Source organism: Pseudomonas sp. BR20 (genome assembly GCF_050780135.1).
GTDB lineage: Bacteria > Pseudomonadota > Gammaproteobacteria > Pseudomonadales > Pseudomonadaceae > Aquipseudomonas.
Map to the genome: position 1 here is coordinate 5,895,006 of NZ_CP172012.1, position 18,740 is coordinate 5,913,745.

The window sequence follows — 18,740 nt, forward strand, 5'->3', positions numbered from 1 at the left end:
ACTTGGCTGGTTTTTGCCTATTTGCAAACCCGAGCAGGAACTTACCTGTACTTATATTTGACATATCGCCAAGCAACGTTTTCCTGCAAGTCGGGCTCAGCGTGTTTTCAGCAGCGCCTCAAAGTCCGAAGCCTGAATATCCGAAGCCCCACTCAACATGTCCCGCGCCAACGCCCGCCGCTTACTCAGCAACTCATCGAGTGTCGCTTCGAACGTCGGCATCTGCGCATCACGAACCGTCGGGTAGTACACATAGACATCCTTCTCCTGCCCAATCCGATAAGCCCTGTCAGTTGCTTGATCTTCCTTGGCCGGGTTCCAGCAACGGGTGAAGTGAATGACGTGGTTGGCTGCCTGCACGTTCACCCCAAACCCGACAGCGATGGTCGACAGAATGATGACTGCGAATCCCGGCAGCTCCTGGAATTGGTCGATCAGCCGCTGCCGGCTATTCGCACTCTGGCTGCTGGTACTGGTATCGCCGTTGATGACGGTTGCCCGAAACCCGAAATGCTCCTGGATCGAGTGCTGCAACTCCCGCTGAATATCACGTAACTCGGTAAAGACAATGACCTTGTCGCCATTTCCAGCTCTTTTGATCGACTCAAGGGTCTGCATCAACCACTGCAGCTTCGGCGAGTTGTCGCGCAATCGCTTGTCTGGCTGAACGCTGTAAGGATGAGCACAAATGAGCTTGAGCTTGTGCAGCAACCCGAGCATGCCGGAGCTCTTTTGATCGAGCTGTTCTTCAATCTGCTGCTTCTGGCTGTACGCGGATATTTCGGACAGGTACAGATTGCGTTGCAAGGCATGCATGCTAAGTGAACGGCATGCTGTGTCTTCGATTTTGGCGGGCAGGTCTTTGGCAATGTCCTGCTTGGTTCGGCGCAAAGTCTGCGGATCGATAAGCCCTCGAAGGCGCTCCAGGGCAACCGTGTCACGCTCCAACGCGGCTTCGATTGGGCGCTGATACTCGCGACCGAACTGGTTCAAACCACCTAGAAAACCTGGTTGAATGAAGTCGAATAGACACCAGAGATCGATCAGGGTGTTCTCGACAGGCGTACCGGTACACGCCACTCGAAATCTTGCAGGAATGGCTTTGATCGCTTGAGTCACCAGTGCCGCGGGATTCTTCAGCTTCTGCGCTTCATCGCACACGACGATCGACCACTGCTGGCGCGCCAGGGAAAACTCCTGATCGCGAAGTGTCTCGTAAGTCGTCAGGACGATTCGGGCGCCGCCTACCCAACCTGGGCGCAGCAAATTCTTGATGCCTTTTGCTTTCAAGTCAGCAGGGATTTCTTCCTTCTTGAACTTCACTGCACTCAAGGCTGAGCCATACAGCTTCAACACTGGTAGCGCATCAGCGAAGAAGAACCGATGAAGCTCACGCTCCCAGTTATCAAGCAACGAAACTGGGGCGACGATAAGTGTCGGTTTGTCTTGTGGATATTTTTCCAGGTACCAGACAAGGAAGGTGAGCAACTGGATCGTTTTCCCAAGCCCCATGTCATCAGCGAGCAAGCAACCTGACACGTCCGCGGGGGACAAGCGGAACAAATGCTGCAACCACGCGACGCCTTGAAGCTGGTGCTCACGCAATACGGCCTCAGGCTTGAGCAAGCTGGGCAACTCTGGTATTGCATCCAAAGCGGCGCGTAATGCTGCTTGGCGAATCTCAACGTAGGTCGGTTCGTCGATGTTGTGGCCGATTTGCAGTACGGCGCGACCAACTTTTTCCTGTTGCTGGACCAGGCCGGTCTCGACAGGGGCGATCTTCTTGGACCAGGCATTAAACAGTTGCTCGGCGGCGGCAATCGACAGCGGTGTTTCGGACTCTGGCAAACAGACCGTTTCATCACCGGCAGCGCGAGCTTCGTCCAGCCGCTGCTCAAACGCTTCAAATTGAGCACGGTCGGATGGATCCCAACGCCCAAGAATTTCTGCGTCAATGCCCAGCGCCGCCACATCCTTCGGCAACCAGTTCTCGGTCGCCTCCTTGACGAGGAAAGGCGAAGTAATTCTTTCCGCTTCCCCGATGCCAGTCACACGGTCGCCGTAAAGAGACAGGTCCAGGACTGAGTCGAACTCAATACCGGCCGCTTCGTTTTGCCAACGCTTAAGCAGATCGCTGATGCCTGCCAACTGGCGCAAATCAAAATCGCTGAGTTCCAGCTCATAGCCCTGCCAGAAACCAGCTGGCATTCCAGCGGCTAACTTCAGTTGCAATTCACGCACGAACGGCGCGAGCTCATAGCCCGCTTTGAATTCAACTTCGATGGGCGCTTGCGGCGTTGGCGAGATCGGTTCGAGAGTCAGATTTACCTGCTCGATGCGCTGTCCCGCTTCATCCAGTTTGGGCTCCAGATGAAAGCGATGAAAGAAAATCCCAGCCTCGGCCAGGTCGTCTTCATAAGTCTCGGCATCCAACACTTGCGCGGCACTTTCGCCGAGTGCGCTGTAAGGGTTGCGGACGAAAGAAAGAGCATCGTCCCCAGCGACCCGACGCCCGGGCAACGAGCGCACATAGTCCAATACAGATTTGACTTCGGGATCAATCAGCACGTGTGTCAGCGATCCATCATCACCAGTCACCCGATATCGATCCTGAACCTGATTGGCGCCGTCGAAACTTTCAAGCCAGTTTGCCGGCTGGCCTTCGAAGCTTGGTTCCAGCTCGATAACAGGCGTATTACCTACTGTCGATTTTCGCGGGTTGAGCCGCAGGCTTTCAGGTTTGATAACGACGGTCTTATCCAGGAAGCCATCCATACCGGCACCAGCCTTGCGTGCCAACTTCCTGATGCTGGCCCAGCCGATCTGGTTGGTTACTTCACCCGGCTCATTTTGTTGAGCCAGGTAAAGTTGCCGTACCGCGCCGGTCAGCTTCCAGCACGACTCAGGCAAAATCTCCATTTTTCCGTGGTGCTGGACGATGGCGCCCATGCGCTGCACCTGCACATTTGAGTTGGATTGTGGATCACGCCATCCACTGACAGCGACCTTGAAGTCGTCGGAGGCAATACTGCCCTGGCTGCTCAGTTGAGGAATGAGAGCTGTCTTTGGCGGCAACCCCAATAGCGGCAGACTTGTTAAGTGCTCTGGCTCATCTAGAAGCCGATAGAGTTCATCCCACGTCAGCAGCCAGCGATCGCTGAGTTGGGAGACGAACTCCTCTTCTTCCAACTGATCCAGATAGCTTGCCAGCGGCCAGGACTGTGCATTCTCCGCCAAGCTCAGGGGATAACAAATGCCCTGCTCCTCAATGGAAAAAGCAGGCTCAGTATTTACTACCGCCGTATCCGGCTGCAGGCCAATGCCTTTGAGGAAACGCTTGAGCATTACTGCCTCCAGAACCTGAGTGGCTGGTGATTGACGGGCTTGAAGCCCAGGCGTTGGAGCGCTGCAACGGCAGACTGATCATTGTCATCAAGCTGGACCTGAAACGCGCCGCCGCGCGCGCGTTGGTCATAGACTTTGTGTTTGACCGACTTTAGAGCGTCGCGGACTTGGTCTTCAAAAGCCATGGGCTTGGATGACCCGGGCGTGCCGGTTTGACCCTGCACGTGAATGCCCAATTTCCCTAGAGAGTCATCGAATTTGCTCAGCCAACCCTCTATACGGTTTGGGCGGCTAGGTGCCGGTGAATGCCGCATTCGATCCAGCGCACGATTTGCCTGCTTCAACTCTGCAGTAAGCTCAAGCTGGGATTTGTCTGGGTTGAATGGCGAACCATCTGCTTTGTACACATAGCAGGCATTGCCTGTGCCGGAGAACTCCACGAAAAAGTAATTCCCAATTTGCATGACTACAGCATTGTTGTGCCCAGGGCCGCCTACTAGCTTGCTCAAGCGCCCTTTGTTTTTCTCACGGAAATGAACGAAGTCCCGCGCGCGGTCATTCCACGCATCCGACCCCATAACAATTCGGGTGTAACTCATTTGGTTGGCAAATCGCAGCCAGTAGTGCAGACGCGATTGATCAACCTCGGAGTCTCCCTTCAATAGGTTAAAGAAGTGCTCAAGGTCCTCCTTCGCAAACCATGCAACGACCATTGCACAGACATCTTTTTCAACATACTGCAGCCAGCTGTTTTGCCTGGAACGGATCTGAGGGCTGCCCCAATTGTCGAGTGCAACCTGTTTGAGCAGCGACGACGGCTTTTCTCGATAAGCAGCTACGTGATAGCGCGACAGACACGCACTCAGAATATCGTTCATGTAGCGCGGATGCTGCCGGCCGATGTCGACAAGGTCGGCTAAGCGCTGAGAAAACTCGGCGTCATCCAACATGAAAATACGAGAGATCAGTACGTTAAAGATCCTTCGCCACAGCCAACTGCTGTCAGGGATCTGCGCAATCGTCTGCAACGCTGAAAGGTCGCTGATTTCACCATTGAACATCTGGTCGCCCAGCCTGGCACCTGCCTGCTCGGAAAAAAGCTCCTGATGTTGCTGGACGATATGCACCCATTCCTTCTCGCGCTTTTGCTGACCTCTAACGCAGTCGAAGCCAAGCTGAACGTCTTCACGCAACAGACACCAATTGGCGTTCTTATCAGGCGTGGCGGCCTCGTACCCAAAGTAGCTGAAACACAGCGCCAACCAATCCCGGCGGCTCAGCCTTCGTTTTTCAATACGGTGATGGATTTCTTTGTGCACTCGGTCAAAAAGCTGGTCATCGTCCAGAATCGGCCCGACTCGCTCACTCTTGTCCGAGAGACCGGCGAAAACCAAGCGCCATTCTGAAGCGTTGAGCGGCAGTACATTGCGGAACTTGCTTATCGCCGCACGGCGCTTTTCCTGAGGTGGCGGCAAGGCCTTTTCAGCGCGTTCAAATCTTTCGTAAAGATCAATTCCCGCAGCACCAAGACGGGAGAATCGCGCCAACGGCTCAGGCGTCGACCCCGTGCGATGTGCTGACAGGCTCTGGCTAATAACGGCGGAAAGCCGCGCGATTGGGCTGGTCATCGGTTCATTGCCAACTGACACTTTTCCATATCAGTGTTATTGAACACCGGCACCTCTGGCTTGAGGTTGTCTTCTTTTTCCTTCAAGCCAAAGAACTGCATGCGCAACTCCACTCGCCGGCTTTCTTCCTTAGTGTCCTTCGCATTGTTAAAGGACACACCGCCCGCCAGGAACATCGACCTGATTTGCTGTTGGTGCTCTGGCGACAATCCAACTTGGAGTGGACTGCGGCTATCGAGCAGACTGCACATCACCCATTCTGAACGTTGCAGTGAAAGGTGCAGGTTATAAAGGTAGGAGCCATCAGTGTCTGTCGATCCCTCAATCACAACCTGTTTGAACCATTTACGGCCTACTTCACTGTTGGCCGCGTCCAGAATCATCGGCACAACCTCTTGAAGCGCCGACTGACCATCGTTGCTCAGCGCGTACTGGTTATGCCCAAAGCGGCCAGCATCGCCGAAGCTAATCCGGTTGTCTTTGCAATCCACCACGATGGTCTTACTGGCAGTCTTCGCCTTAAGGCTCAGATGCTCACAGATCTGACTAATGTCCTTACTGCGCTGCTTCTCTCCTTGCTCCGCTTGATTTATACGCTGCGTCACAGAGCTCAAAGCTGCCACCATGACCACGAGGAACAGAATCATCATCGCGGTCATCAAATCAGCGAAGGAGATCCAGAAAGGCTTCTCTCCCTCGTCTTTTGAACGGGCAGCCGAAGGCATTTGCTTACCAAACATCGACTAGCCTCCGTTACTGCCTGATTCGTTCCATGATGTCGCCGAAGTCTTCGAGACTTTCCTTGACCCCTTCTACACCGCCAGCGAGGCTCTTGACTGCTTTATCGAGCTCGGCATCCAGACTACCCAGCGTTTGTCTCAAGGTCCGATCCATACCATCACCGAACTCTTTAAAGCCGTTACCCAACACACCACTGATGTTTTCCAGGTATTCATAAACTTCACGGTTAAGCGCCTGCAACCGCTCGCTTTGCACCTTCAGGTCCTGGAGATACTGGCTGCGGCCGCTGGCCTCCCCTTGCGCGCTTGCGACAACCCCTTCGATGACCGCGAGAGTTTTCGCCAGCGCTTCACGATTGTTTCGATAGTCCGCGACCACGGTGTTCAACTCACGTGATGCCTGTGCAAGCTCAGTACCTGCGCCCTGGACTGTGCCCATCAGCCCCGCAGTCGACTCACTGGCACGCGCAACGCTTTGTCCGGCCGTTTCAAACCGCTCAGCCGCCGCCCGCATCTTGTCTGCGCCTAGCTGCATGCTCTGCAAATGCTGCTCTGTTTGGGCACTCAATGCCTTAACGGTGTCCTGTGCAGATTTCTGTTGCTCTGACACTGTTTGCAGCAACGCCTTGACCTGTTCGTCAAGACCGCCCACCAAGTCACGGGTGCCTTGATGCAGGTCAGCCTGTGCAGCGCGGGTGGTTTGATCCATCTGCTGCTGGCCGTGCTCCAATTGCTTGAAGACTGCCGAGAGTTGCTCACCCAGCACCTCAACGGAGCCCGCAATTTTCGCCATGGTTTCCTGTTGACCTTGGCCGATGTTCTGCTTGATCGACTCAACAAAAGCCTGGAGATTCTCAGCCATTGCCTGTTGGCGAGCCTCGCTTTGAGCAAACAACTTCTCCAACTGCTCGGCCATTCGAGCACCTGCCCCCTCCCCTTCGTTGCCGATACGGGCAACCGAAGCCTGGAGATTGGCGAGCATCTCGTTCATCCCCGCTTGCATGGCGTTCTGTCCGGCCTGCATATCGGAGAGTAACTGAGCGATCATAGTCGAGCTGTTTTGGGTCGAGGACTCGCTAGCCGAACGCATATCTTGGATCAGCGTCGAAAAGCCTTGCTGCATCGACTGCATGGCGGCAACGGACTGCCCCATTAGTTCGTGTAGACCGTTGAACTGTTGGCCGAACGTACCTTCCAGCTTGTTCATGAAGGCAACTAGAACATCCTGAAGAAGGTTCTGTACTTGCCCTGACTGGTCGCCACTGGCGGCCTGAACCGCACCCGCGATAGCTTCAAGGGGGGATTTGAGACTGTTCTCAATCGCACTGCTTACCTGATCGGCCAACAACTGCCCAGAGTCACGGTAGGTCGTTGACAAGGTATCCGCTAATTTGAGGCTTTCGCGGACTTGGGTATCAACGAGGTTCTGCAGCATTTCCCGCAGATCGGTTACCAGGCTGTCCTTGAGCTGACGGGTTTGCACGGAGCTTTCAGCACTCGAGCGCACAAGCTCCGCTAGATATTCTTCACCGACACCGCTGTCGAAAAGCCCGTCGATGGTTTCGTTGAACGCTTCAAGAAGCCTGTAGCATTGGCCCAGACGCCACTTTTCAGTAATCGTGACGGCTATAGAGGCCATGATTGAAATAAAGGAGCCGATGAACGCAAACAACACGTCCTTGAGCAGCTTATCGACGCTGGCATTTACCTGCTCAGGGGTGCTTGGATCAAAATGCTGTAGGCCTAGCATCAAGCCGAAGAAGGTTCCGACAATACCGATGCCGGTCAAAATACCAGGCAGGTGTTTATAAAACTCGGTTCCCAGCGGGGTATCAACCACGCTTTGAGGTGAGAAAAAATGCGCGGCTCCGGCGGTGGCGCGCGACCGGACAAGAACCTGTTCGCCTTCTTGAAACTCAAACTGGTCGTGCAGCGTTTCAGCGTATTCGTGCCAGGAGTGCTCCAGCTTGCTTCCATTGAACAGTTGCTCCAATTCAGAGCGCCGTTGAGACGGGGCGAGCGCTTTCACACCGTGCACACGTTTAGTCAGTTTTTTCAGCTGACTGCTAAGTTTGAAAGATGGACAAAAATAACGGACAAAGTACCAAGCGCACAAAATGAAAACGAAGCCAACTACCGTTATTGGCGCGATCAGCTGCTCGGAGCTTGCTGCACCCCATAGATGCAACAGCGTCGAAAAATCCATACTTTCCGCCTTCAATTTAGCAATTTTTTGATGTTCGGGACGCATGCAACAACCACATTGATGCGTCAATCGCCAATCCCGTTGGTGATCGATGACAGCAGCTTGCTCGGCACGCGTTTTTCAGGGCACAACAAAGTCGGAAAGGAAGGGCGGTAGTTTCACTACGACTGATACAGGAACCTTCCGTGGACAAATGTTAGAAAATCATGTCCTTATGCCAGCACCTTAGCCTGAGCCTTGACCGTCGTAAAGCCGGACGCGATCAATGGATCCCTGACCTGAAAGATCCGATAGGCTTATCGGGTGTGTGCTCTTCGACTACTGTACAAATCCCCTCCAGCCCCTCTGCGATTTGATCAGTGTCGAAAACTTTGATTCTGCTCAGCCAATTTGCGAACCATCAGTTCAATCCGAGCGACATCTTCTGCATCGTCTGTTTGTGAGTACTGCTCGCGCTGCCTATTCACATCCGCCTGCACCGCGCGCAATCCCCCCCGCTCCTCGACAAAACTGATGCTATCAATCAAGAAGCCTGTCCAGCTCCGGTGCTGGTAAAGCTTGTTGTCCACAAAATAGCTAAACCATTTCTCTTCCATCGCAGACGGAATGTAACCTTTGCGGATCGCCTCAGCGTCCTTAGGCCCAAGATAGAAATCCAAGGGCAAGGTCACAAAACGATCCGGCATTTCCTCGGTCATCCAGTCTCCTTTGATGACCCACCCGCTTGAGCCGCTTTGCTCAAACGCAATCACACCTTTGTAATTGACCTCCAGCCACCGCTGAGTGGCCTCGAGTATCTGCAGGTCACGCTGCCGGCCTACGTGGTTGGTGGTCATTTTTATCAACACCCGTGCTTCTTCGTAGCTTGCCCAGCGAATGCTTTGGGTCTCTTGACTGACCGAACCATGCCCATGGTCGGAAATCATCAAGAAATATGCGTTGGTCGTGGTCCCACCCCTATAGACACCTGGTAGTACGCCTATAACCTTCGCATCGTGCCCAACCTCTCCGCGCACTCCACGACGAGCCGTTTGCTCCGGTTTCTCATCACCCTGGGGCCGCGTTTTGGCGAATGTCCAGACATACCCATCGTAATGATTGGCTGGCTCGCGCAGGAGAACCTGACCACCGGAGTTCAAGAGGATGCCGCCGTAAGCGGTGGCCTCAGGGATGACCCATGTCATGATTGCTCCTCGAGTTCTTTGAAGGTTTCATACAATTTGCCGGATCCTTCTATGTCGCATTGGCATCAATCGGCCAGAGCACTTTTTACATCCAAGTTCCAGCCCTTCATTGAGCTACGGTCAGCCCCGTGTTTGCGAATTTCCGCGCACATTAAGCCCCTGAGCCGCCGTCGCCAAGGCTGGACGTGCGCACAGGTAAACAATTCAAGCAGGCTTCCCTGACGACTCTGCGTCAGAATCGTAGGCTCGCTTACGCCGAGGCGTCTCCCGATGGCGAGGATTGGGTTGAGGAGTTGGAGCACGAGCGCAGTTTGCCGTAAGCGACAGCAATAAGGCACGCGCCGACTCGCCAGAGCGAGTGAAGGAATGAACCAAGCGCCAGCAATCGCTATCAGTAGCCGTTGGTTCCGCTCAAAGGCGAAATCCGAAGTACAGCTGTGGAATTGAGCTTTGGTCGACGTAAAGGCAGGAATTTAAAAAGATTCGCGAATGGTATTCCATAAGGTATTCCAATAGAAAATCTAACCAAAAATAATCAATAAAAATCAATACGATACAGAATCAATTCAGATTACCCCGGCCCAAATGATCAAACAAAGACGTCCACGGACGTCTTTTTTTGTGGACTACCCCCGCTCCCGTAGACATTTTCCAGCCTCAAAGTGAGGCACTTTCAAAGGCCTCAGGACTGACGCCGCCCAGGTGACTGTGACGACGCGTTCGGTTGTAAAACGCCTCAATGTAATCGAATACGTCGGCACGGGCCATGTCCCGGTTTTTGTAGATCCTCTTGCGGATGCGTTCTTTTTTCGGGCTACTGAAAAAAGACTCAGCCACGGCATTCCCAGCAGTTTCCTCGGCGGCTCATACTCGGCTCGAGGTGGTTGGCCAGACAAAAACGTTTCCAGTCATCGCTACCATATTGGCTACCCTGGTCCGAATGCACGATGACTCTGGTTTTGGGTTTACGGCGCCATACCGCCATGAGCAGCGCGTCCAGCGCCAGCTCCTTGCCTAGCGTTGGCTTCATTGACCAGCCGACCACCTTGCGAGCGTAGAGATCCAGTACGACAGCCAGATATAGCCATCCCTGCCACGTTCGGATGTAAGTGATATCGGTCACCCAAGCCTTATTAGGGGGATCGACAGTGAAGGCCCGGTTAAGTCGATTGGGGGCAATGATCGATGGTCTGCCTTTGATTGCGCGCGGGGCTTTATATCCTCTGAGCGCCTTGATTTTATTGGTGCGCATCAGTGCCGCGACACGGTGCTTGCCGCAACTTTCTCCAGCCTCGCGCAAGTCAGCAAACACCCTCCGTGCGCCATACACACCTCGACTGGCCGCATAGGAGTCGCGGATCAGCCCTAACAGCCGACCATTCTCTTTTTCGCGATCAGAAACAGGCTTGTGTAGCCATTGATAGAACCCGGCACGAGCAACTCGCAAAACCCGACACAGCGTAGTGATCGCGTATTGATGTGTCGGTGCTCGTCCATGAAGCGGTATTTCACTCGGGTTCCCTGGCGAAGTACCGCGCTGCTTTTTTTAATATGTCGCGCTCTTCTTCCAAGCGTCGCATTTGGGCTCGCAGCCGCAAAATCTCGCTTTTGGCTTCGAGCAACTCGCTGGCCTGTTTCTCGGTTTTGTCAGGCGTCACGGCTTTGACCCATTTGTAGAGGCTGTGGGTCGAAACGCCGAGGCGCTCGGCTGTTTCCGCAACGGAGTATCCGCGTTCAATAACTTGCCTCACGGCTTCTGCCTTGAATTCCGGCGTGAATCGTTGGGTGCTCATAAACTTCCTCCTATGCTCAAAGCATAGGCTGGAGATGTCTACGATGCCGGGGGCAGTCCACTACCGCGGCCTTTGAAGATCCCTATTTGATCTTTGTTGTCGGCGTCGCACCCGACGAACGGCCTGCAGCGGCCCAGCAAGCTGACGACATAGTGATACCTTGAAGAGGCTTCAAAAATGATTCTACGCAAACTCAACCTCGCCCCACGCTCCGCGCTTAGCTTCGGTTTTTTCTGTTTGATGATCATTGGGTTGGGATTGGTTGCTCTCAAACAAGCATCGAATTTGAACGATGCTGAGAAATTTGTAGAAAATAACGTAGTGCCCAGCATTTCGCTGTTCGCCAAGATGGACCGCGAGTTTCTAAGCATCAGAAATAATAATTCCAGACTCCGTAACCCCATTGAGCCTGCTGGGCGCAGGGCTCAATCGCTGGCAGAGTTGCAAAAATCTCGAGGGGATTTTCGTAACCTGATCCAGACACTCCAGCCTTTAATCGTGACTCCTACGGGCAAAGAGCTTGTCGGGGAACTGACGAAAGCCTATGACGTTTATAATGATGCCCAGGATCAGTACCTAGCCCTTACAAGCGCTGAAAAATTCGAACAGGCGGTCAACCTTTCCAACGAGGTAATGAAGGGTGCAGGGGATCGCGTATACACAGCTCTCCAGAAGCTGATAGAGCTCAATAATACTAAGGCGGATAACGCCGGCGAAAACGCGACGCGTATTTACGATCAAACCAAGTTGATCGTTGGCGGTTTCATCTTTGTAAGCACATTGGCGGCAATCGTCCTGGCTTTCATGTACACCCGAAGCATCACCGCCCCGGTAAATCGGTCATTAGCAATCGCTGAGCGGATCGCAAAGAATGACCTCAGCGAAGTTATAGATGTACAAGGCACTGATGAAGTGGCGCGACTCATGCGTGCTCTCAAAGCCATGCAGGGCAGCTTGCGAACCACACTCGTATCGATATCTGACTCGTCTAACCAACTGGCGTCCACCTCCGAGGAAATGCATGCCGTTACCGAAAATGCCAATACAGGAATGCAGCAACAGAGCCATGAAGTAGAGATGGCTGCTACAGCTGTCAACGAAATGAGCGCTGCAGTTGAAGAAGTCGCTCGGAATGCCTCTGCAGCGTCTGAGGCCGCTACGCGGTCGAATTCAGCCGCTGTATCAGGTCGAGCACGTGTTGATGAAACCGTCGAAGCGATCAGGCTAATGGTCACAAGCGTCGGGGCCGCTTCAAGCGAGGTTCAAAGGCTGGCTGTGATGGCTACCGACATCAGCAAGGTGCTGGACGTCATAAGGGCCATCGCCGAACAGACTAATCTGCTGGCACTCAACGCTGCAATCGAGGCAGCGCGGGCAGGAGAGGCAGGTCGCGGCTTTGCTGTGGTTGCCGATGAGGTCAGGGCTCTGGCGCACAGGACACAAATCTCGACGAGCGAGATTGAACAAATGATCACTACCATCCAAAAAGGCACTGGAGCCGCCGTTTCTGCAATGACTAATACTGATACACAAGCGCAAAAAACACTTGATACAGCTCGAGGTGCTGGGGCGGCGTTGGTAGAAATTACCGAATCCATTGCCGACATCACGGAAAGGAACGTCCTGATTGCGACAGCGTCTGAGGAGCAAGCCCAGGTAGCTCGAGAAGTGGATCGAAGCTTAGTTAGTATCCGAGATTTGTCGAGTCAGGCGTCTGACGGATCTAATCAGACGGCTATAGCCACCTCTGAGCTTTCGAAGTTAGCAGTGGAGCTGAACCGTATGGTTAATGAATTCCGCCTATAGCCGACCGTAGTATGAATGAGGTCTGCTACCGCATGGTCTTCACTTTGTCCTTGTCCCAAAGCCGCGCCGCGTTCCGTGCTTAAGTCGATATTGTAGAAGATTTCAAAAAGTAGTAAGTCTAGGGTGGGCACACTTTTAGGATAGCTAAACAGCCACCTTTCGTTTTTGAGAGATGGAGCCTACTTCCAAGGGTAGGCTCCAGCCGTTTTGATGCCCTACCTGACACCACCTCAGGGTGGGAAGCCATCGCAAGCAATCGACGACAACGCATTATCGTGATCACTATCGATGCCCGACTCGCCCGTGGCAAGACGCGCCCAGAGCAGGGCGCGACAATGGCATGCCGAAGTTTGGAGCACTGCAACCGTCTATTCCAGACCGAAGCTGGTATGAGGGAAGGTTTGCAAGCAGCGCAATCCCTTCACGGATATCTACTTGGAGAGGGGGGGGGGCCGGATCAAGGTAATTTTGGTTATGTCCCTGTAACAAACAGTAGCCTAGAAATTCCGCATGTTTACCTGAACAGTTGTTATGCCTCTGATGAAATGTTGCTCCCAAGCAGTGGAAGGTTGTGTTCACCGTATTGAAGCGGTGATTGCATCCGCAACGTAGGTCAGTTTCTGACCTGGAAATTTTTTCAAGCAGCCGGGTGACTGCTATTGCGTGAAAATCCTCGCCAGAGTGGCTGCCACAGATAATAGTTAGCTCTGTCGCAGAGAATCCAAATTGATGCTACTCCCCATCCCTTACCAGTGGTAACGCTTGAAAAGACTTCAATGTCGAGCGCGCAAATATGTAGGTGTCAGGGTGTTCGACATGCATAACTGATGCGCCTGTGGCATCCACCACGACAAGTGAACCCCAGTGGATGAGTTCCACATGAGTGTTCCGCGTTGCTACGACAATCGGAGTATGGGCTGGTGACGGCCTCACAGAATCCTGAAACGAGTAAATAACGCCTGTGAGTTAAGCATCATTGTGATGCCTCAAGCTAATCCAGCCAACCTGGCTATATAGGTGCCCACTTATGAGGCAGCAAAAAGGTAAGGTGTGTTGCCCGGACGGTTACAATAATCGGTTCAGATGACCCCGGCATCTAAAGACGTCCACGGACGTCTTTTTTTGTGCCCGAAATTCAGTAAATACAAGGGTTTCGGGGCCATTGAGGGCTTTCGAGGCTTTTAGTGTTCCAGGCGATTTGGTACTCCCAGTGATATTCCAGTCAGGGTCGTAATAGCCCGGATGATCCCTAAGCACACGCCGGTGGCCACTTGCAGGCTGGTGGCCGTTTTGATGATGCAATCTGCCCGCCTAAGCCTTATCAACGCAGATATTAGCCAACGAAATCCCCCCCTCCTGCTTCACGAGAAGACTGGTTCTGTCCGAGCGCGAACGCCTGCGGCAACCATCAGGACGATGGCGGGCACAATAACCACGCTGGCCGATAGCATCGCCCCCTTGAATCCGGCCACATTCAACGCACCTCCACCGATAATCACACCCAGCCCGATCGCGCTATTCAGTACAGCGGTATGGATTGCCGTGGCCGGAACCGTGTGATCACCGGCAATCCTCAACACCCAGGTCTGCAGGCCAGTAAACAAAGCGGAAATGGCCACCCCCCAGATCACCAGCAAGATAACCACCGGCGCGATGCCCAGAAGAGGACCGTAAATGCCCAGGGTCACCAAGGCCAATGCCATCGCAATCAACGCTATCAGAATGAAAGCGCTCAAGTAGCGATCAATAAAGAGCGCACTAAGCAGATTGCCGAGGAAACCTGCGGCCCCGAAGGCGAACAGCAAGACAGCAATCAAGTACGCCGTAATCCCAGGTATCTGGCCAATAAACGGTTCGACGAAAGTGTAGGCACCAAAATGCGCAGCCGCTGTCAGGCCGGTAATGACGTAAGTGATCAACAGATCCTTACGCCGCAGCACCGCTGCGAACCCGACACCCCTGGCAAGCGAATGAATCTGCATGCTGGGAAGCACCAGTGCTATCGCACCGGCGCTGGCAACACACATCAAGGCCAGACACACAAAGGCCGTGCGCCAGCCATCGTATTGACCCACCAGATTGATCAACGGAACGCCCATGACCGTGGCGATCGTTATGCCGCCCAACACGATCGAGGTGGCTAGCCCCATGCGATGCAGCGGCACAATATGCGCGGCAGTGGCAGCCACGATTGCCCAGAACACACCATGGGCCAATGCGCCGACGGCGCGGGCGCCGAGCAACGTCGAAAATTCGGGGGATAACGCCGCCAGGCCGTTGGATACGGCCAGTATCAGCATCAACGCGATCAGCAGCGTCTTGCGCGGAATCCAGCGGTTCAGCCAGTTGGATAACAAGCCGCTGGCAGCGCCGATCCATGCGTACAACGTCACCGTCAGCCCGACGGTAGACGGGGGTTGACCCAGGTCGGATGATATCTGCGACAACAAACCAATGGGGGCGAACTCGGACGTCACCATCGTGAACGAGGCCATACACAGCACACTGACTGCACACCCTATCCGCAAGGCTGAGCTGACCATCGATAATGTCCATCCCTGTTCACTGCTGAGTCATGGTGAAGCCACTCGCGTTGCCGGCGCTGCGCGGGTGGGTTCGACACCTTCTACGTTAGATATCCACGGACACATCATACTCGGCGAGCCGAAGGCCGAAACATCGTCCAGATACGTTGAAGGTTAACCGACTGGCGACAGCGTTCGCGAGCGTCGCCAAACCGCCTGCTTGCCTGTGCTTCTCAAGCCAAAGCCGGGTTTATCTCCAGTGAGGGACGCACTCCAATCAGGTTCGTCTTCCAATCATTATGCCGGGTCACAAAACCCCAGGGCATGTGAACTTCAATGCACGCTCGCCTTATCAGTTACGACGTGCGCTGCATGACAACCGGCGTTGCAGTAGAAAGACAGCACTCAAGTTAGGCGAACTCGGAAGTCGTCACTTTCAACTCGGGGCTGGCGGCACCGCAGGACGGGCCTTCGGAATTTTCCCGCAAGATGTCGCGCGCTTGATGAACTGGCGCGCTGTGACTGACGCGGATAGCCTCCCCCAGTCGCTGCAAAATCAGCGACCGGGTTTAGCAGCTCGGTTAATATCAAGGCCGGCAAAGCCACCCTCCGTTCCAACGATGCTTCTCGCGTCGGCTGGTTCGCGTTATGGCGGCTGTGCGTGGGGCACTTTCGGGTGCGCCGGGTTCCTTGATTCCTGGTCTGCTAACCCGCGCTCAGTCGCCACCCTTTTCGTTTAGCAGCGATGTCTGGCGACTCCATCAATCAAGGAGTTTCAGCCATGACAAAAATCACCTCCAACCCCCCTTCTGCTACCCTCTTCACCCTTGCTCAGGACATCTCCCCCGAAACCCTGCTGATCCAGGCCAGCGAAACCCTCGCCTCACTCAACGCCATGACCACCGACCTGGCCTTCGAACTCGAAGGCGCCAACCGTCACAAGTTACTGGGCGCCCAACAATTGATCGTGCTGGGTGAACTGTTGGTCGAGCGAGTGCTGGTACTCACTCAAGACGCGCAAACATTCCAGTAACCAAAAAGGCCGAGGCGCATTCCGCGTCTCGGCCTTTTGATGGCATCGAAATATTTCTTGTCGAGCAGGTCGTTGACGTTCAGCGAGGCCGACCGTGTCGAGTGCTTCAAGCCCCCCGCAAACGGGTTTCCAATCTTAATCATTATCAACACTCAAACCAGCAAGTTAGCCAACTAACTAATTTCAAACATCCGCCTGAATAGCTAATCATCCGCGTCGCTATTGCTTTAACGATAAACCTCTCGATAATTTTTATTTCACATATATTTTACATCCCCCTACATATGCTAATGTCATTACGACATCAACGCTGTTCCAACCAGAATTAAGGGGTGTGTATGGCAGGTGTAATGGCATCCGTTAACAGCCGTACACAACTGGTAGGCCAGAACAGGCTCGAGTTATTGCTATTCCGGTTCAATGACCACCAGCTGTATGGCATCAACGTCTTTAAAGTCAGGGAAGTTATCCGCTGCCCTAAGTTATCTCTACTACCAAAGTCTAATAACAACATTTGTGGCGTTGCCAATATCCGCGGCGCTTGTATCCCTATTCTAGACCTCGCGATGGCAACAGGGCTGCCCGGCATCACGGATAAAGAAAGCGCCTTTATTATACTTACGGAGTACAACAACCGCGTTCAGGGTTTCCTGGTCTATGCGGTTGAGCACATCGTCAATTTGAACTGGGAAGACATTCATCCGCCCCCCAAGGGCAGCGGTGACAACAATTACCTGACGGCCGTTACACGTGCCGATGATCGTCTGGTCGAAATCATCGACGTGGAAAAGGTGCTGACGGAAATCTCGCCCTCGTCCGAAGAAATATCCATTGGCGTGGTGGATGACGCGGTCACCCAGCAGGCCAGGCACCTGCGTGTGCTGACCGTGGACGACTCGATGGTGGCGCGTAAACAGGTGACCCGCTGCCTGGAGACGGTAGGCGTCGAGGTGGTCGCCTTGAACGATGGGCGCCAGGCGCTGGATTACCTTCGGGCCATGCTCGACGAGGGGCGCAACCCGGACGAGGAGTTCCTGATGATGATTTCAGACATCGAAATGCCGGAAATGGACGGTTATACCCTGACCGCCGAAATCCGCAGCGACCCGCGCATGGCCAAGTTGCATATCGTGCTGCACACCTCCCTGTCGGGCGGTTTCAACCAGGCCATGGTCAAGAAAGTCGGGGCCGACGACTTCCTGGCGAAGTTTCGCCCGGATGACCTGGCAGGCCGCGTAGTCGCGCGTATCAAGGCTGCGAGCCCTATCTGAAGCGCAAAACAACAAGATTCAAGCCAAGGAGGCTGATGGGAAACACATAACAAAAACATCAACAGAGGGCATACCATGTTGAAGTGCAATGAGCTCAACCTTGAGGCGCCTGACGGCGAGGAAAAGCCATTTTGGCGGGGCGGCGCAAAGTCTGAGGCGCCGTGCGCCTTGGGCTGCGGTGCTCAGCCGGCCGCGCCTGCCACGGCGGCTGCGCCAGCTAACCCAGTCATCCAAACATCCATGCAAGACGAGTTGGTCGCCGCACAGGAAATCTGTAGCCGCGCCAAGACCGCCGTTGTCGAAATGTTCGGCCATGTCCGCATGGGCCGGGCCCTGGAGCTTGAACACATCAGTGCACTGGTGGACGACATTTCGAGCTCGATCGCCCGCCATCCCGATGCCTTTATCAGCCTTGCACGCCTGAAAAGCATCGACGACTACACCTACATGCATTCGGTCGCCGTGTGTGCGTTGATGATTACCTTGGGTAATCAATTGGGGCTGTCCACCGCAGTGATTCGGCGCGTCGGGATGGCCGGGCTGCTGCACGACATCGGCAAAATGGCCATACCGGGCGCCATCCTCAACAAGCCCGGCCGGCTGAGCAGTGACGAATTGCAGCTGGTGCGCACCCATCCATTGGAAGGTGAAAAAACCCTGCTGGCGGCCTCACAGATGTGCGAAATGGTCGTGGATGTGTGCCTGCATCACCACGAAAAAGTCGACGGCACCGGCTACCCCCATCAGTTGGCGGGGGACCAGATCAGCCTGGTGGCCCGGATGGCGGCGGTGTGCGATGTCTACGACGCAATCACCTCGGACCGCTCCTACAACCAGGGCTGGGACCCCGCCGTCGCCATCCAGAAAATGTCCACATGGGAGGGGCATTTTGATGACGAGGTATTCAGCGCGTTTTTAAAGTCCGTGGGTATTTACCCGGTCGGCTCTATCGTTCAATTGAAAAGTGGCAGTATCGGCGTCGTGATAGAACAACATCCCGACTCTTTATTGACGCCAAAAATAAAAGTGTTCTTCCTGCCCGTTCTAAATATCTATGTCACACAGAAAATAATAGACCTGAGTGATCCCGCACAACCCGACCGGATTGTCGCGCGAGTACCGACCCAGCGTTATGGCTTTAAAAACACCGAACGTTTATGGCTCGATGAAGAGATGCCCAAAGAGCATTAAGCAATCCCCAGCGCTGTA

At 54.1% G+C, this 18,740-nt stretch carries 9 protein-coding genes and 4 pseudogenes; 5 read left to right on the forward strand and 8 right to left on the reverse strand.

Annotated elements, in window-relative coordinates; all coding sequences use genetic code 11:
• Positions 1-96 precede the first annotated feature (96 nt).
• From zorD to ACHPFG_RS27205, 6 genes and pseudogenes are all read right to left on the reverse strand, one after another.
• Positions 97-3,345 carry a type I Zorya anti-phage system protein ZorD gene (gene zorD, locus ACHPFG_RS27180; RefSeq protein WP_431700943.1) on the reverse strand — a complete coding sequence of 1,083 codons (3,249 nt, stop codon included), beginning with the start codon at positions 3,343-3,345 and terminating at the stop codon, positions 97-99.
• The gene (gene zorC / locus ACHPFG_RS27185) at positions 3,345-4,973 is read right to left on the reverse strand and encodes a type I Zorya anti-phage system protein ZorC (RefSeq protein ID WP_431700945.1); all 1,629 of its coding nucleotides are present in this window, start codon (positions 4,971-4,973) and stop codon (positions 3,345-3,347) included. The genes zorD and zorC overlap by 1 nt, the downstream gene beginning before the upstream one ends.
• Positions 4,970-5,713 carry a type I Zorya anti-phage system protein ZorB1 gene (gene zorB1, locus ACHPFG_RS27190; RefSeq protein ID WP_154863532.1) on the reverse strand — a complete coding sequence of 248 codons (744 nt, stop codon included), beginning with the start codon at positions 5,711-5,713 and terminating at the stop codon, positions 4,970-4,972. Before zorB1 ends, zorC begins: the two co-directional genes overlap by 4 nt.
• 13 nt (positions 5,714-5,726) lie before the next feature.
• Entirely contained in the window at positions 5,727-7,919 is a 2,193-nt protein-coding gene (gene zorA1 / locus ACHPFG_RS27195) for a type I Zorya anti-phage system protein ZorA1 (protein ID WP_431703528.1), read from the reverse strand.
• A gap of 356 nt (positions 7,920-8,275) precedes the next feature.
• Positions 8,276-9,103 (reverse strand): NUDIX hydrolase, encoded by an 828-nt coding sequence (locus tag ACHPFG_RS27200; protein ID WP_431700947.1) that lies wholly within the window; start codon positions 9,101-9,103, stop codon positions 8,276-8,278.
• Between the two features lie 657 nt (positions 9,104-9,760).
• A pseudogene (locus ACHPFG_RS27205) lies at positions 9,761-10,896 on the reverse strand (IS3 family transposase).
• A 240-nt stretch (positions 10,897-11,136) separates the two neighbouring features.
• Between ACHPFG_RS27205 and ACHPFG_RS27210 the strand changes: the two are divergent.
• Both ACHPFG_RS27210 and ACHPFG_RS27215 read left to right on the forward strand, forming a co-directional pair.
• Positions 11,137-11,796, forward strand: a pseudogene (locus ACHPFG_RS27210) (MCP four helix bundle domain-containing protein); the annotation flags it as partial.
• A gap of 306 nt (positions 11,797-12,102) precedes the next feature.
• Positions 12,103-12,702, forward strand: a pseudogene (locus ACHPFG_RS27215) (methyl-accepting chemotaxis protein); the annotation flags it as partial.
• A 282-nt stretch (positions 12,703-12,984) separates the two neighbouring features.
• On the opposite strand, the pseudogene ACHPFG_RS27220 reads toward ACHPFG_RS27215, so the two are convergent.
• Together ACHPFG_RS27220 and ACHPFG_RS27225 are read right to left on the reverse strand one after the other, a co-directional pair.
• Positions 12,985-13,635 (reverse strand): annotated as a pseudogene (locus ACHPFG_RS27220) (asparaginase).
• 428 nt (positions 13,636-14,063) lie between these two features.
• Positions 14,064-15,197, reverse strand: a complete 1,134-nt coding sequence (locus tag ACHPFG_RS27225) for an MFS transporter (RefSeq protein ID WP_431700948.1) — start codon at positions 15,195-15,197, stop codon at positions 14,064-14,066.
• Positions 15,198-16,008: 811 nt separating this feature from the next.
• On the opposite strand from ACHPFG_RS27225, the gene ACHPFG_RS27230 reads away from it, so the two are divergent.
• The 3 genes from ACHPFG_RS27230 to ACHPFG_RS27240 all read left to right on the forward strand — a co-directional run bounded on the left by ACHPFG_RS27230 (position 16,009) and on the right by ACHPFG_RS27240 (position 18,722).
• Positions 16,009-16,260 carry a DUF6124 family protein gene (locus tag ACHPFG_RS27230; RefSeq protein ID WP_431700950.1) on the forward strand — a complete coding sequence of 84 codons (252 nt, stop codon included), beginning with the start codon at positions 16,009-16,011 and terminating at the stop codon, positions 16,258-16,260.
• Between the two features lie 338 nt (positions 16,261-16,598).
• A complete protein-coding gene (locus ACHPFG_RS27235; RefSeq protein ID WP_145336607.1) occupies positions 16,599-17,531 on the forward strand; it encodes a chemotaxis protein CheV in 933 nt (310 codons plus the stop codon).
• Between the two features lie 75 nt (positions 17,532-17,606).
• Positions 17,607-18,722, forward strand: coding sequence for an HD domain-containing phosphohydrolase (locus tag ACHPFG_RS27240; RefSeq protein WP_431700952.1), 1,116 nt, complete (start codon positions 17,607-17,609; stop codon positions 18,720-18,722).
• The last annotated feature ends 18 nt before the right edge of the window (positions 18,723-18,740 follow it).